Genomic DNA, 14119 nt, shown 5'->3' with positions numbered 1-14119 from the left:
CCGGATCCGGACAAAACTTTGTGACCCGACAACTCCGAATTGCTGGATGCAACGTAGGGTAAAGCTCACCTGTATTGCAGATAGACCGGTCAGGAGCGGAAACGAGTATGCCCGAAGGTCCCGAAATACGCCGTATGGTCGATGATATTCATAAGGCCGTTGGCGGCAAGACAGCTCAATCTGTGTTTTTTGCCTTTGAACACCTGAAACCTTTCGAAAGTGCCCTTCGGGGACGCAGAGTCGAGAAAGTGGAAGCGCGGAGCAAAGCCGTGTTGGTGTTTTTTGAGGCCACAGATGAAGACGGGCCGTGGTGCGTTTACAGCCATAACCAGCTGTATGGCAAGTGGCGCATGGGCAAACCCGATCGGGAACCGAGTACAAACCGGCAACTGCGATTTGCCATTATCGGTCCGAAGAAAGCGGCCCGGTTGTACAGCGCCTCCGACATCCAACTGGTTCGGCCCGATGAATTGAGCGAGGTTCCCTATCTGGCACGCCTGGGGCCGGACCCTCTCAATCAGGATGTCAGCGTCGATCAACTGTTGGCGGTGTTTGATGACAAGCGGTTCCGGGGCCGGAACCTGAGTGGTTTGCTGCTGGACCAGGCGTTCGTTGCCGGAATCGGTAATTACCTTCGCTCGGAAATCCTCTTTGAGGCGGGGATTTCACCGCGGGCACGTCCTCGTGATCTGGACGCCGATCAGCAGTCGAGATTGGCCGAGGCGATTCTGATTCTGGTTCAGCGAACCTATCGATTAAAGGGCATCACCAATCCGCCCGACCGTGCAGAGCGGCTCAAACAGGAAGGATGGACGTTCGGGCAGCGCCGGCACATGGTGTTTAACCGCGATGGCGAACGCTGCCACGATTGCGCGTCGCGTCTTGTTAAAACCATGATGGCCAGCCGGCGCCTGTATTATTGCCCTGAGTGCCAGGGTATGCCGGATTAAGTGAATTGTTCGGTACAGGCCCGTCCTAGCCGATCGTGAACGGCCAGCCACTGGCTTTCCCGGGGCGGAAGCTCAATCACGATCCGATCCACGTTCGCCTTGTCCATGGCGTGCATGGCGGTGTAGAGCATGCGAGCGTACTCGTTCGGATCGGCGCTGAGCATAATGGACTCGGAAGCCAGCTCGCCCGGGGCAGACTGCCACCAGATAACGCCAATCTTTTCGCCTGCCGGTGTAACTTCTGGCAGAAGCCCGGCAAACCGATCCGTGGCCACGCCAACGGTAGGTGTGACCGGCTGGTAGTGGCGCTTTACGCTCCCCGGTACGGCCTGGCTGGCCGCTTTGCCCGGGGCGAGCGCGATTCCGAGGCAGGCTTCGATATCGCTCTGGCCGATCTGCCCGGGTCTGGCAATAACTGGCGTGTCGCCGGTCAGATCGACAATGGTGGATTCAATGCCTACCGAACAGTCCCCCCCGTCCAGAACTGCCTCGATTTTCCCGGACAGTCCCGCGAGTACGTGCTCTGCGTTGGTCGGGCTGATCCTGCCATAGGGATTGGCGGACGGGGCGACAAGCTCCCTGCCAAGCCGTTGCATGGTCGCCAGCGTGGCCGGGTGCGCCGGCATCCTGACCGCCACGCCCGGATTGCCGCCGGTAATAAAATCGCTGACGCCGCTTTTCTTCGGCAGTAGCAGCGTAAGCGGGCCGGGCCAGAATGCCTGGATCAGCTGCCTGGCAGTCTCCGGGATCTGGTCGACCCAGAGACTGATCCGATCCGGTGATGCCACATGCACGATCAGCGGGTGTCCGACCGGGCGCTGTTTCGCCTCGAATACCTTCCGGACCGCCTGATCGTTGCTGGCATCGGCCGCAAGCCCGTACACAGTTTCGGTGGGTATAGCGACAAGGTGGCCGGCAAGAAGCAGGCTGGCGGCTTTCTCTAGGTCGCCTGATTGTGTTGCGTCTAACTTGATGGTTGCGGGCATAAGGTCTCAGGGGTTACAGGTTGGGCAAAAATCAGGTTCCGTTGTCACAGCCTCCGCGGGGCGCGACTCTGAGTGGTCGCAGGCGTGGCAGGACCAGACAAAAGACCTTGGCCGGTCTGTCGGCGTATCGCACGCACTGCATGGCAGGCCTCTCTCAATATCGGTTATCCAGAATCCCGGCAGGGAACACCCTGGGCACAGGCTCTCCATTTTGTTGCGAAGGTTTTCTGCCGCCAGTGCAATATTGGCCATTCTGCCAGGCGACTCATGGGCTCGAAGGTCGTACTCGATAAAAACCTGTCCAGACGGCGAGGCATTCCGGAGTGCTCTGAACAGGGTATGCATTTCCTGGTGGTCGCGCAGCCCTTTGTAAATCTCCGGGTGCCCGGCATGCTCGGGCCGCATTACCAGGCCCTGGCCTGCAGGGCATCGATCCAGAAATATCTGCAAGTCCTCGACGGAACGGATGCTGGCCTGCTCAAGACCAAAAGGCGCGCTGTGCTCGCCAAAGAGGGTAAGGCCGTGCTCCGGATCAAACAGGCAAACGACCTCCAGATTGATGCAGAACAGACCACCGCCAAAAGCCCCCTCGCTACCGAGGCCGATACAATTCTCGCCCTGCGCCGCGGCAATTCTGGCTTTCTCGAGCGCGGTTTCCTTTTGACCGGCGAAACGTTCTGTTTCCCGGGTAAAGGTCCCAAGGCGATCGGTGTCGAAGCTGCTGTCGCAGGTTAACGCCAACCCGAGCGGTTCCAGTGGCCGCGCAATGGCGGACAACTTGCCGTGCCGGGTTAGCAAAACCGCGGAGCGGCCGCCCCAGATCGACATCAATCCTCTCCGCTTTGACCGCCGGTGGAACTTGAACGAGTGGCTACAGGCTGCCACTCATTGCGGTACAACCTCTCGATCGAGGTCTGCTCATCGTCGATCCGGAACAGGTACAGCCAGTCGTTATCGATCAGTTCCTGCACAACTTTGTGTTTTTGCGCGATCTCGGCAATGGCTTCCCTCGGTGCCGCCAGATAAACGCTCAGGCGCAAGGGCTCGTGAACCCAGCGCTTACCATCGTGTACTGACTGCAGCGGCAAACCGATTCGCAAATCGCCGCCGTTGCCCTCGAAAACGCCCAGGTGGCCGCCAACCACGTTGTGCAGGACCTTGTTGCCGCTACCGTAATGCAGATTGTCGGTAACAGACATGAAGTACTGGAGGTTGATCCAGTGGGTGACCACCATCGGCGCGGTCATGATCAGTTCGAGGATGTTGAAGCCTTCATCCTCGCGCCAGCGGTAGTCGTGGAGGAAACTGCGGCCACCCAGATCCAGGTGTCGCGTGGCCGAGCGAGGCGCCACGATAAAGCTGGCGTTGCCGGCAAGCCCCCATTCCGGCCGTACTTCGGACCAGTCCTGGCTGCGCTTTTTGATGGCGCTGTCAACATCGCTCTCGATTGCGATACCAAGCCGCAGGGCGCGTTCACGACGTGCCTGGGCGCCGGCATTGGCCAGGAAACCCCGGATCTCGTCAGGAACATCACCTGAGCACTCGACCTCGTCGGTGGTTGTGTTATGCAGTGCCCCCACGAATCGGGTTTCGGAGGGGATCGAAATCCCCTGCTTAGCCAGGGCCGCACGCACGTCCTTGTCGTTCAGGATGCCGGCAAGTACGCGAACGTTTACCGAACCGGTCTGTCCGCCGCAGGCGCCGCAGTCGAGGCCCGCTGCATGGGGATTGTTACGCGTACTGCTGCCGTGCCCGACAAGGAGAACGGTGGCCGCAAAATTATGCGTCAGGGTCATGGCCCGAAGAATACCCCCGGCCAACTCCGCTTTCTCCGCAGCGCCCAGCAAGGTCCCGTTCTGGCGGATCTCGAACTCGGTCTGTCCCTTATGGAGTTGATCGACCGGGTTATCCGAGGACTTACCGAAAAAGGTTTTGCGAACCATGCGTCCCAGACCTGCGAGGCCCATGCTCTCGATAAAGCTGAAGCTCGCCGGGCCGGCGTTGGAAAACTGTGACCAGTGGGAGTGGTTGGCTAATGATTGCCGGCTGAAGCTGTCGGCGGGTTCGGCCTCAGTAACCTCGAGCGCCGGCGCCAGCAAGCCCGGCAATTGTGGCCGGCAAAACCCGGTGCCCTTGGGTCGATAGGAGATCGGGAGGCCGAAGAACCCGGCAAACCCGAGGGTCTGGATAGCGGGATTCTGGGCTTCCAGCGCACGACGATAGACCTCCGACCGAACATCAATGCAGAAGGCCGCCTGTAACTTGAGCGGCTGATCGTCCGACGAGGGATTTTCAGGACTGGTAAGAAGCTTTTCAGCCATCTGTGACTGGTAGGCCGACTCAGCCTCTGTTTGCTGGCGCCAACCTGTCGTTTGAGATTGCTCGTGGGTCTGCAGCATCTCTGGCCAGGCATCCCACTGTTTGAGCCAGCGTTGTTTCAGTTCGGCAAAGATGGCCCCGCCAACGTGTTGGACGTGCCGCCATATGGCAAGCTCCCAGGCCAGTCGGATGGCCAGGAGACCCGGCAGCAGGTCTTCCTCGTGGCCACTGAGTCGCGCTTGCCACCGCAAGTAAGCGGCCCAGGATGACCAGCCGTTGATATCCAGCAGGAGCGCATGGGCGTAATCCGGCGCATAGTCCGGTTGTGATGCCAGGGCGTCGAGAGCATCGGTAATCAGTTTTTCATGCTGATCCGGTAACACCTGAAACTGCGAGGGCAGGGATGGTTCGCCCATAACAATGGCAATGCCGCGGTCAGCCCGGGTCATTTGCAGCCAGCTATGGTAAAGGTCCTGGGCATCCGCCTTGAAATCACCGGCATCCAGACGCTGGAAATAGTCGCCGCAGAACTGGCTTATCTGATGCACAACTTCATCCTGCCAGCCTACCTGGTGGGCGGTGTCGCGATTGCGATCCAGCTGGGCGCTCAGATTCTGCCAGTGTTCGGGCATGCTGGCGGTCTCCGCGGCCGCCGAGCCGTTGCCCTGTCCGGCAAGCGCGGCCTGATTCTGGCAGCAGGTGCCATTGAGTGCCGCCATGCGTGAAGCGACCCTGGTGAATGGCAGGTCCCGCATTTCCCAGAACGGATTCACGGCGATCATCTGATCCAATGGCCAGGAGGGCGCGATTCGCGCGCAGGCATCGGTGACGGCCGCATGCCAATCTGGTGTATGGGTGGTTGCTTCGGTGGTGGCATTAAGGCTCGACGCTAACATTATGCGGACTCCCTGGAACCAGAGGTTGAAGAGACGCTGACCACGGCTCGCGGCCGAACGACATCAGGCAGTTTGGCAGGCCATATTTTCAGGGTCAGACGGGTGGACCACTCATCGAGGTAGCCCGCGGCGAACAGGAACCGATAAAGCCTGGCGCCTGCGGGTGAGAAACGGTGGTAGCGAATCTGGTAGTAGCCGCGTACCAGTATTGCGATAAGGGCAGCGACAAAAACCACTTCCAGCAGGCTTGCCTGGCTTTCCGGTGGCGCAAGCAGAAAACCGAAGAAGGTTTTCTGTAGCCAGTACAGTGCCCAGAAGGCAGCACCAATAACCAGGCCACGGGCAACGGTGAGAACGCCGCCGCCGGCTGACAGGAACTCTGAGAGCAGAATCGTCAGGGCGATGCCTGGCACAATCCATGAAAACATGTGCGCCGTGCCGGCCTCATTGGATACGAAAACAGTCGGCAGCATGAACAGGCCCGCCAGGGCGGCAGCGGCCAGCCACTGTTTTGGCCCGGGCTCATTGACGGCAACCAGGCGTTTTTTCATCGACAACTCAACGGTATTGCCGGCGTTCAGGAAGGTGTGAGCCTTGTACGCGGAATGCGCAACCAGATGCAGGAGCGCCAGCTCGTACAGCCCCAGAGCGCACTCAACCAGCATCCAGCCCATCTGGGAGCAGGTTGACCAGGCCAGCCTTACCTTGATGGAAATACGGGTCATCATAACAAGGCTTGCAAACACCGCCGTGGGGCCTGCCACGGCAAGCAAAAGCCACTGGGCAGCGCTTACTTCGGAAATAAGCGGTGCCATCAGAATCATCAGGAAACCGCCAAGGTTTACAACGCCGGCGTGAAGCAGGGCAGAAACCGGCGTGGGTGATTCCACCACCTGAATCAGCCAACCGTGGAAAGGCATCTGTGCGCATTTGAGCAAAGCAGCCACAGCCATCAAAACCGCAGCGATCTGGGCGCCGGCGGGCACCTCTGTTGCACCGGATACCTGGACCAGAATCCGATCAATAAAGGGCGTGTCGTACTGGACGTAAAGCAGGAGGAACGCCAGTGCCAGGCAGAGCTCCGCAATTCGGGCAAAAATGAATTTTTTGTGCGCCGCCAGGGCGGCGCGCGGGCGATCAGGAAAGAACATCAGCAACTGGTGCAGGCTTACGCTGATGGCAATCCAGCTGACGAGGAACACCAGCAAATGATTGGTGATGGCGATCATGGCCACGCTGGCGAGGATCACCTGAAGCCAGATCATGAAACGGCGCTGGCCGGGATCCCCGGCAAGATACCTCTCCGAGAAGCGTCCCAGCACCATTCCAAGCAAAGTGATCAGCAGCAACATGATTGAGGCCAGAGGCGCGTGACTGAACCAGACGCCATCGACCGGCCACCACCAACTTCCGATTGCGGCGGCCAAAGCCGATACAAAGGCAAGCTTGAAGGTCAATGACCGTGCGAGAAGGTTGCTCTGGTTGGTTGCCAATCCGGTCGCGACTGCGCCGGCACCGAAAAGCACCGGTACCAGCAGTGAGAACAAGGATTCGATCGCCTGAACATCGAACATGCGAGGACCTCGGAATCAGGAGTATTTAGTACGCGTAGTATCCGAGGCTTTCGCTGTGAACAAAAATATATATATCTGATCGTTTCGTTCGTTATTAAAGAATGATTGCCGGGTATGGAAACTGGGTCAGGTCCTGTAAGAGTCCAATTGAGACTTCAGTTTTTCAGCGAGTTGTTTCAATGTTTCTGCCGCTTCATTGGTTGATGCGGCGTTCTCCTGGCTGCTGCCAGCCATTTGCCGAATGTGCTCAAGGCGCTGGTTGATGTCCTCAGAAACCTGGCTTTGCTGCTCGGCGGCGCTGGCCATTTCAATGTTGGTATCCCGAATGGTTCGAACGCTCTCGCGCAGTGCGTCGATCGCGTTACCGGTTTCGCGGATCATGTCGTTGGTTTCAGTAGCCAGCTGGCTGCCAACCTCAATAACGTTTGTTACACCGGCAACGCCTTCCTGTAGGTGATTGATCTGGTCCTGGATCTCCTTGATTGATTCCTGGGTTCGACGGGCCAGGTTCCTGACTTCGTCGGAGACCACAGCAAAACCTCTGCCGTGCTCCCCGGCTCGGGCTGCCTCAATCGCTGCGTTCAGGGCCAGAAGGTTGGTCTGTTCTGAAATGTTTTCGATGACGGAAAGAATATTACCGATGTTATCCGATGCTGCTCGCAGTGAAGCGCTGGTTTGCACGGAGCTCTGGTTGTTTTCGAGCTGGCTCTGTATTTTTGCGGTGGTTTTTGCAATGAGCGACTGGCCACTTTCGGCCAGGCCATCCGCCTCTTTTGCAATGTTTTCGGCCCTGGATGCGCTTTCGGCAACGGTTTGAGCGGTTGCTGTCATTTCATTCATGGCGGTTGCAACCTGCTCTGTCTCCTCGGTTTGTTGCGAGACGACGGTTGCGGAGTCCGATGCAATGCCCCTGAGACTCGACGAGGCCTCAAGCAGGCTTTCCGACGAGCCTTTGGTGTCTGAAATCGTGGTTTGTAACCGATCAAGCAAGCGGTCGAAGCCCTGGGCCATGACATCCAGTTCGCTCTTGCCCGTTGCATTGAACCGCACAGTGAGGTCGCCCTCTCCACTGGCAATGTCGTTGATGGCGTTGATCATTCTTTGAAGAGGCCGGGCTACAACCAATTGTGCGAGGGCACTCAGGCAGCCGATCAGCACCAGTCCGCCGATCAGAATTGCAATGATCGTCTTGATAGTCTGATTGCGAACCATGGCTGCCACTTCGTCTTCTGAATAGCCGGTTACAATCTGGTACCCCCAGGGATCAAACGCAGTGCGTTCAAGGTTCCAACCGTCCGGCTCGGTTTCCAGCAGGTTTTGCAGTGGATCGGGCTCAATTGAGTTGGAGTGCATGCGGAGTCGACCCTTGTCGTCCACCAGGGCGAGAAACCCCCTGTCCAAGAGGCTGGATGAGGTGATGGCCGCTTCAAGTTCTTCAAGGTCCGCTGAATAGCCCACATACCAGATGCCGATAATCTGGTTTGAGGCGTTACGGATCGGGCTGTACGCGGTGAGGTAGGGGTTGCCGAGGATATCGACCTGCCCGAAGTAAGCTTCGCCCCGGCTGATGGCCTGCCCGGCGGCGCCCGCCATATTCAGCTTGGTACCGATGGCACGGGATCCATCATCTTTCTTGACGTTCGTGGAAACCCTCACGAAGTCCTGCCCGTCGCGAACGAAGAGTGTGGCTGTGCCGTCCATGACCTGGGTAATCCCGTCCACCAGATCAAAATTGTTGTTGATCATGGTGTCGCCCAGAAACAGTGCTGGCGCCGATTTGCCTGCGACGGGTTCCGTTCCCTGAACCCTGGCGGTTCCCATTTGCTGACCACGCTCAATCAGCAGATTCAGAGAATTCTTCACCCGTTTTGACATGAGCTCGTCGGTGATGGAGAGCATTCCGGTGATCTCCTCGACAAGATCACTCTGCCTTTCAGCGACGTCTGCCGTGATCGTTTTCTGCGTGTTCAAAGCGATCACAATGCTTGCGAGCAATGCGATGACCAGCAGAACAACGGCAATCGAGACGATGAACAGTTTTCTGATAGACATTCTGATTCCCCAGAATCTATAAGCCGGACGGAGTATTGGAGCACGCAAACCACTGCGATCTTTTTTTATATCGGCCAGGATCGGTGCTTCGTTAATCATTATTTCGTCATTCGTGAATGATTCCAGAAATTACGACGCGTATGTGCTGCCAAGAGAGCAGAAATGTCGCTCCGGAGGCACAGGCCTGGCTGCGGGTTTGTAAAACCTTCTTGCAATCACCATATTTCGGCGTCCACGAAATGATCCATCGATGGAGCTCGAGCTCATCGTTCAATGGGCATTCCTGGACGACGCGTGCAAGAAGTGAAAACCGGAAAAGACCGAGGCAAAGAATTGGATTGTGAAAAAAAGGGCGCTTTCCTGGCTCGAAGGAAAAAGCACTCGACCCTGACCGCCGGGGTTTATTACCCGAAACCCGAAGCCAGTGCAGCCGACTACTGGGGTGTCTTCGTTGATAATACGCCCTACATATTATTGGTGCCTGACGAAGAACGCAGTGCCCGTGAAAAGGCCGAACGGCTGGCTGAATCCGCGAATTTCCGCACGTTGCTTGAAGCAACCCTGACAGCCTGTGAGCGTATTGAAGCGAAACCTGTTGATGGCAGCGCCGTGGATTGGGGCGCGCCCCTCACCGTGATAAGCGCCAGTCGCTCTGGCGACGTTGAGACGGGGACAAGAGAGATCGGCGAGGTCAGGGCAATCCTGATGCCCGGTTGTCATCAGGCCGTGGCAGACACCCTGTGTATCGACGATACGCTGGCGACTGTGATCGATTCGAAATTCCCGCAGATTTCGAATTTTGACGATCTTCCAGAACTGTCGGAGCGAGACGTGAAAATGTCGCTGGGTAACCTGGAAGCCCGCAAGCATCCACTAGGTGGTCACTAGGGGCAGGTGCTCGCCGGGATTTCCGGAGTTTCCTGGAGGGGAATTGCGCAATCTTCCGGCAATGCGTCGGTCAGCTGCATCAACAGATCTGTTGTGTGGCTCATTTGCTCGCTGAGTTGACTGTAATCAGTGCTCTGCTGATTCTCTGACTGCTGGGCGGCAAGCTGGTACTGCTTTTCGAGGATCAGGTCCTGCAGGAATCTTATTTGCCGGGCAGTCAGCATTACCGGTCGACTGTCGTCGCTCATTGTTTGGCCTTTTCGTCTGTATTAAATAGAGATGAGGGTAGGGTTACGGTGGTTTGCTTGCTATGGATCTGACGCAGGTCTCGATCCTGTTTGTTTACAACGTGGTTGTCTGCGGCGAACGAAGAAACGCGTCCATCGCGTCCGTACCAAGGGGGCGACTGAAGTAAAAGCCCTGGGCATCACATTTTGCCTGCTTGAAAAACGCCACCTGAGCCTCGGTTTCAACACCCTCGGCAATCGTTTTCAGTTTGAGGGTTTTTCCCAAACCAATAATCGCACGCACAATGGCTTTGTCTTCTTCGTCATCCGGCAAATCCATCACGAAAGACCGGTCTATTTTCAATTTGTCGATGGGCAGTCTTTTCAGGTAGCTCAGGGAGGAAAAGCCGGTACCGAAGTCGTCAATGGCGATGGTGATGTTTCTCTCTCTGAGTGCGTGAAGCTTCGGTATGGCCCTTTCGGGTTGGTGCATGAACGAGCTCTCGGTTAACTCCAGTTCCAGATGCTCTGGAGGCAATCCGGATTCGTCCACAATCGCTAATACCTCGGCAAGAAAGTTCTCATCGTGAAACTGCGATGCAGCGACATTGATAGAGATGCGTCCTATGTCCAGGCCGGCATCCAGCCAGGCTTTACCCTGGTGGCAGGCGGTTTGGAGCACCCACTGTCCAATGTTTCTTATGGTGCCATTTTGCTCGGCGATCGGTATGAAGCGATCCGGTGTAATCAGTCCCTTGTCTGGATGCTGCCAGCGTATCAGTGCTTCCATACCGGTGAGTTTTCCAGGCTCCAGATCAAACTGGGGCTGATACTCAAGGAAGAGTTGATTGTCAGAAACAGCCCTCCTGAGCGCATTCTCGAAGAACACGTACTCCAGTGCCCGGGCGGTCGATTCGCTCGAATAGAATGCATAGGTGTTTCTGCCGTTCTCTTTGGCCTGATACATCGCTGCATCGGCGTCAGCCAACAGTTCTGCCGCATCATTGGAGTCCTGTGGGAAGAGGCTGATTCCCATGCTCACGGTTACCCCGATCTCGACACCGTCCATGGCGAACGTCTCTTTAAACGCTTTCATCAGAGTGTCGGCGACCTGTCCGGCATGTTCCGCGCCTTCAATGTCTTCCAGAAGAACGACGAACTCATCACCTCCAAGGCGTGCCGCCGTGTCGGAAGCACGTAGCTGCTCCCTCAGGCGAGCAGCTACGTGCTTCAGCAGTTCGTCCCCCGTGGGATGGCCCATGCTGTCGTTGATGTTCTTGAATCGATCAATATCGATGAACAAGACCGCTATAGAACGACCGGTTCGTTCCGACAGACGGATGCTCTGTTGCAATCGGGAATTGAAAAGGAGGCGGTTTGGCAGGCCCGTCAGGGGATCGTGGTGAGCCAGATAATCCAGCTTTTCCTGATGGGCTTTCAGTGTAGAAATGTCCGAAAATACCGTCACATAGCCGACCGGCTCGTCTTTGTTGAGAATAGTACTGATGGTCACTAGTTCCGGGAAGACACTTCCGTCTTTCCTGCGGCTCCAGATTTCACCACGCCAGTGCCCGTTTTCCCGAACACTTTGCCAAATGGCATTGAAGAAGCTTGGATCGTGTTTTCCCGAATCGAGAAGGTCTGGCGTTTTGCCGATTGCCTCCTCTTCCGTATAGCCCGTAATCTGGGAAAAGGCGTCATTAACCTCAATGATCCTGTTATCCAGATCGCTGATCATCACGCCTTCAACCGTGCTCTGGAACACCGTCGCCGCTTGACGCAGCTTGTCATCAGCGATGCGCGCCTCTGTCACATCAATAGCAACTGCATAGATCAACCCCGCCTCGGGGGATGTCACTGATGACCAGGACAGCCAGCGGTAGGAGCCGTCTTTGTGCCGATACCGGTTTTCAAACTCCGATGACCCTTCGCTGTTTTCTATCACTCTGCCGGCTTCGCTCAGGGTTTTCTCACGGTCCTCCGGATGGACAAACTCGATGAAAACCTCTCCTTCCAGTTCGTCGCGACGATAGCCCAGCTTTGTTTCCCAAAGTCCATTGACCCGCACGAACTTGCCTTCGAAGTCGACCATCGCGTTCATCGTCATGCGCTGATCGAAGAAACTGTCCAATGCTTCCTGGGTCTGACGTTCGCGTGTTACATCGATGATCACGCTATTCCAGCATATGTCTCCATTTTCACGCTGTTTGGGAGTGCCGGTACCACTCAGCCATTTCACAACGCCGGATGCTGGCTTGATCCGCCACTCGTGTCTCCAGAAGGTCATGGTTTCCGCAGAGCCACGAATCGACCGGGCCAGTCCCTCGACATCCTCAGGCAGAATCATTTCCCATAGTGGGCCTGGATCCCGTTTCAGTTCTGCCGCTTCAATCTCCCACAGATCAACACACCCCCGGCTGATGTAACTCAACTGGTCGGTGCCGTCAGGATGGAGAATATACTGAAAGATTGCCCCGGGGATGCCATCGGTAAGCTCCAGGTAAAGGGCGTTTTCCTCGCCTGGCGTGGAAAAGAGTGGGTCTGAACTCATCGGAATGCCAATTATTAGAGAGCCTAATTAAAGATAGGCTGTTGGCGTCTGATTTTCCAAGAGGGCGTGGTGAAGCGCAGGGAAAGATTGAACGTTCAGTTGCAGTTTTATGCCAGGGAAATACGGTAACGGGTGACGCCAGCGTCTTCCTCTCTGGTCCATTCAATCCGGTGGCCGGTGATATCACAGAGGGCCTGAAGGTCCTTTCGGCCGGTGGGATCATCTGCCAGGAAATCGACGAGTGTTCCGCTGGGCAGGTCTTTGGTCCGTTTTTTGAAGCGCAGGATGGGGAGAGGACATACCAGACCGACAGCGTCGATCTGGTATACCCCGGACTGATCAGTCAAGGCGAACGCTCTCAGAGCTGGTTTGCGCTGCCGAGGACCAACCAAACTGGTTAAGCACCATCGGTGCAGCTGTAGCAATCAGCAGAGCTGCGACAAAAGCGGAAATCATGACTTTCACGACGAACCTCCTTTGCCTTGTTTGGCTTCAACCTCAGCGACCCACAGGTCGTGGTGCTGGCGGGCCCATTCCAGGTCCACCTGGCCGTTGCCCATGGCGTCGAACGCGCCCTCCATACCAACAGAACCGATGTAGATGTGGGCAATGATGGCCAGCATCATCACAAACGCTACAATCGAGTGCCAGATGTTGGCGTATTGCATCTCTTCGTGTGGCGTGAGCTCAGTCGGGAAGCTGGTTCCGATGATGCTGTTGATGATACCGAAGGTGTCGGCAAACATCGGCATGTGGAACGGGAACAGCAGCGATAGCCCGGACAGGGAAACGGAGGCGCCCAACACCATCACGGTCCAGAAAATGATCTTCTGGCCAGCGTTGAATTTCTTCGCCGACGGATGCCCTTTGGTAAAGATGCCCCCGCCCGCTTTGAGCCATTGCCAGTCCAGCTTGTTGGGAATGTTGTGGGCTATCCACATTACGAACGTCATCACCAGTCCCAGCATGAAAGACCAAGCGATGTTGTTGTGGACCCACTTGGAGCCGGCAGCGATGGTTGCAAAGGCGTCGTGGCCGATCACCGGAATCAGGAAGCTACGCCCCATCAGCGTTAACAGGCCTGTGATGCCGAGTGCGATGAAAGAGCCTGCCAGCAACCAGTGTCCGAATCGCTCGATGGCTTTGAACCGCTGAATTGTTGTGCCCGCAGGGCCTCCATCAATCATGATCTTGCCGCGAACGAAATAGAAGACAACCAGCAACGCAAGGAAGCCGAGTATGGCGCCCCCACCGTACGTGATGATCGGACCTTCGCGCAGTTGATACCAGGGCATGCCTGCGTCCTGAATCATTACCTCGTTGGCAGGGCCAGGGGACTGAATTCGGGGATCGATCTCGTTATAACGGATTGAACGCCAGACATCGGCATCCGAGCGCCCGCCATTTGTGCCCAGAGGCGCAGTGGTAGGTGCTGCGTTTTCAGGGTTGCCGAGGTTTTCAGACCGAAACGAATCATCCATCTCCAGCTGTTGCTGGCGGCGCATGATGTCCTCGAGGGTTTGGGCCCCCCCGGTCGCGGTCCGGTCAACCGTAGGGGACTCTTGTGCCCACACAGGGTTGAACAGAAGTGTCGCCAACACGAGGAGGGCGGCACTAAAAAGTTTTGTTTTCATTAGAGCACTCCAGCGGAATGAACAAGAAGAAATTGTCGTCTT

General features: G+C 56.6%; 12 protein-coding genes. 2 read left to right on the top strand and 10 right to left on the bottom strand.

Annotation, left to right across the window (positions count from 1 at the left end; all coding sequences use genetic code 11):
* Positions 1-107 precede the first annotated feature (107 nt).
* Entirely contained in the window at positions 108-950 is an 843-nt protein-coding gene (gene nei / locus EDB94_RS07825; protein ID WP_108018022.1) for an endonuclease VIII, read from the top strand.
* On the opposite strand, the gene EDB94_RS07820 is transcribed toward nei, so the two are convergent.
* From EDB94_RS07820 to EDB94_RS07800, 5 genes are all read right to left on the bottom strand, one after another.
* The gene (locus tag EDB94_RS07820) at positions 947-1936 is read right to left on the bottom strand and encodes an L-threonylcarbamoyladenylate synthase (RefSeq protein ID WP_108018021.1); all 990 of its coding nucleotides are present in this window, start codon (positions 1934-1936) and stop codon (positions 947-949) included. The two genes, nei and EDB94_RS07820, sit on opposite strands and share 4 nt — an antisense overlap.
* 6 nt (positions 1937-1942) lie before the next feature.
* The gene (locus tag EDB94_RS07815; protein WP_123499268.1) at positions 1943-2764 is read right to left on the bottom strand and encodes a DUF6671 family protein; all 822 of its coding nucleotides are present in this window, start codon (positions 2762-2764) and stop codon (positions 1943-1945) included.
* The gene (locus tag EDB94_RS07810) at positions 2764-5151 is read right to left on the bottom strand and encodes a YbcC family protein (protein ID WP_108018019.1); all 2388 of its coding nucleotides are present in this window, start codon (positions 5149-5151) and stop codon (positions 2764-2766) included. The genes EDB94_RS07815 and EDB94_RS07810 overlap by 1 nt, the downstream gene beginning before the upstream one ends.
* Positions 5151-6725, bottom strand: a complete 1575-nt coding sequence (locus tag EDB94_RS07805; protein ID WP_108018018.1) for an NADH-quinone oxidoreductase subunit L — start codon at positions 6723-6725, stop codon at positions 5151-5153. The genes EDB94_RS07810 and EDB94_RS07805 overlap by 1 nt, the downstream gene beginning before the upstream one ends.
* Before the next feature lie 126 nt (positions 6726-6851).
* Positions 6852-8777, bottom strand: coding sequence for a methyl-accepting chemotaxis protein (locus EDB94_RS07800; protein WP_108018017.1), 1926 nt, complete (start codon positions 8775-8777; stop codon positions 6852-6854).
* A gap of 333 nt (positions 8778-9110) precedes the next feature.
* Here EDB94_RS07800 and EDB94_RS07795 point away from each other — a divergent pair, with 333 nt between their 5' ends.
* Complete coding sequence (locus EDB94_RS07795) at positions 9111-9665, top strand: hypothetical protein (protein WP_260312538.1); 555 nt, start codon at positions 9111-9113, stop codon at positions 9663-9665.
* Here the strand turns inward: EDB94_RS07795 and EDB94_RS07790 are convergent.
* From EDB94_RS07790 to EDB94_RS07775, 5 genes are all read right to left on the bottom strand, one after another.
* Entirely contained in the window at positions 9662-9913 is a 252-nt protein-coding gene (locus EDB94_RS07790; RefSeq protein WP_062782992.1) for a hypothetical protein, read from the bottom strand. The genes EDB94_RS07795 and EDB94_RS07790 overlap by 4 nt on opposite strands.
* A gap of 94 nt (positions 9914-10007) precedes the next feature.
* Positions 10008-12443, bottom strand: coding sequence for an EAL domain-containing protein (locus EDB94_RS07785; RefSeq protein ID WP_108018015.1), 2436 nt, complete (start codon positions 12441-12443; stop codon positions 10008-10010).
* A 107-nt stretch (positions 12444-12550) separates the two neighbouring features.
* Positions 12551-12790 (bottom strand): sulfurtransferase TusA family protein, encoded by a 240-nt coding sequence (locus EDB94_RS07780; protein ID WP_088558325.1) that lies wholly within the window; start codon positions 12788-12790, stop codon positions 12551-12553.
* A complete protein-coding gene (locus EDB94_RS20875) occupies positions 12783-12908 on the bottom strand; it encodes a hypothetical protein (protein ID WP_260312582.1) in 126 nt (41 codons plus the stop codon). Before EDB94_RS20875 ends, EDB94_RS07780 begins: the two co-directional genes overlap by 8 nt.
* Positions 12905-14077, bottom strand: coding sequence for a formate dehydrogenase subunit gamma (locus EDB94_RS07775; protein WP_108018014.1), 1173 nt, complete (start codon positions 14075-14077; stop codon positions 12905-12907). Before EDB94_RS07775 ends, EDB94_RS20875 begins: the two co-directional genes overlap by 4 nt.
* Positions 14078-14119: the final 42 nt, after the last annotated feature.

The organism is Marinobacter sp. 3-2, assembly GCF_003751355.1.
GTDB classification, from domain to species: Bacteria; Pseudomonadota; Gammaproteobacteria; order Pseudomonadales; family Oleiphilaceae; genus Marinobacter; species Marinobacter adhaerens.
Note: the sequence above shows the minus strand (reverse complement) of the source record. Positions and strands in the feature narration are given on the sequence as shown.

Coding starts and splice junctions, on each gene's coding strand:
- EDB94_RS07805 (WP_108018018.1), bottom strand. CDS start 6,725: ATGTTCGATGTTCAGGCGATCGAATCCTTGTTCTCACTGCTGGTACCG.
- nei (WP_108018022.1), top strand. CDS start 108: ATGCCCGAAGGTCCCGAAATACGCCGTATGGTCGATGATATTCATAAG.
- EDB94_RS07785 (WP_108018015.1), bottom strand. CDS start 12,443: ATGAGTTCAGACCCACTCTTTTCCACGCCAGGCGAGGAAAACGCCCTT.
- EDB94_RS07810 (WP_108018019.1), bottom strand. CDS start 5,151: ATGTTAGCGTCGAGCCTTAATGCCACCACCGAAGCAACCACCCATACA.
- EDB94_RS07815 (WP_123499268.1), bottom strand. CDS start 2,764: ATGTCGATCTGGGGCGGCCGCTCCGCGGTTTTGCTAACCCGGCACGGC.
- EDB94_RS07820 (WP_108018021.1), bottom strand. CDS start 1,936: ATGCCCGCAACCATCAAGTTAGACGCAACACAATCAGGCGACCTAGAG.
- EDB94_RS07800 (WP_108018017.1), bottom strand. CDS start 8,777: ATGTCTATCAGAAAACTGTTCATCGTCTCGATTGCCGTTGTTCTGCTG.
- EDB94_RS07790 (WP_062782992.1), bottom strand. CDS start 9,913: ATGAGCGACGACAGTCGACCGGTAATGCTGACTGCCCGGCAAATAAGA.
- EDB94_RS07775 (WP_108018014.1), bottom strand. CDS start 14,077: ATGAAAACAAAACTTTTTAGTGCCGCCCTCCTCGTGTTGGCGACACTT.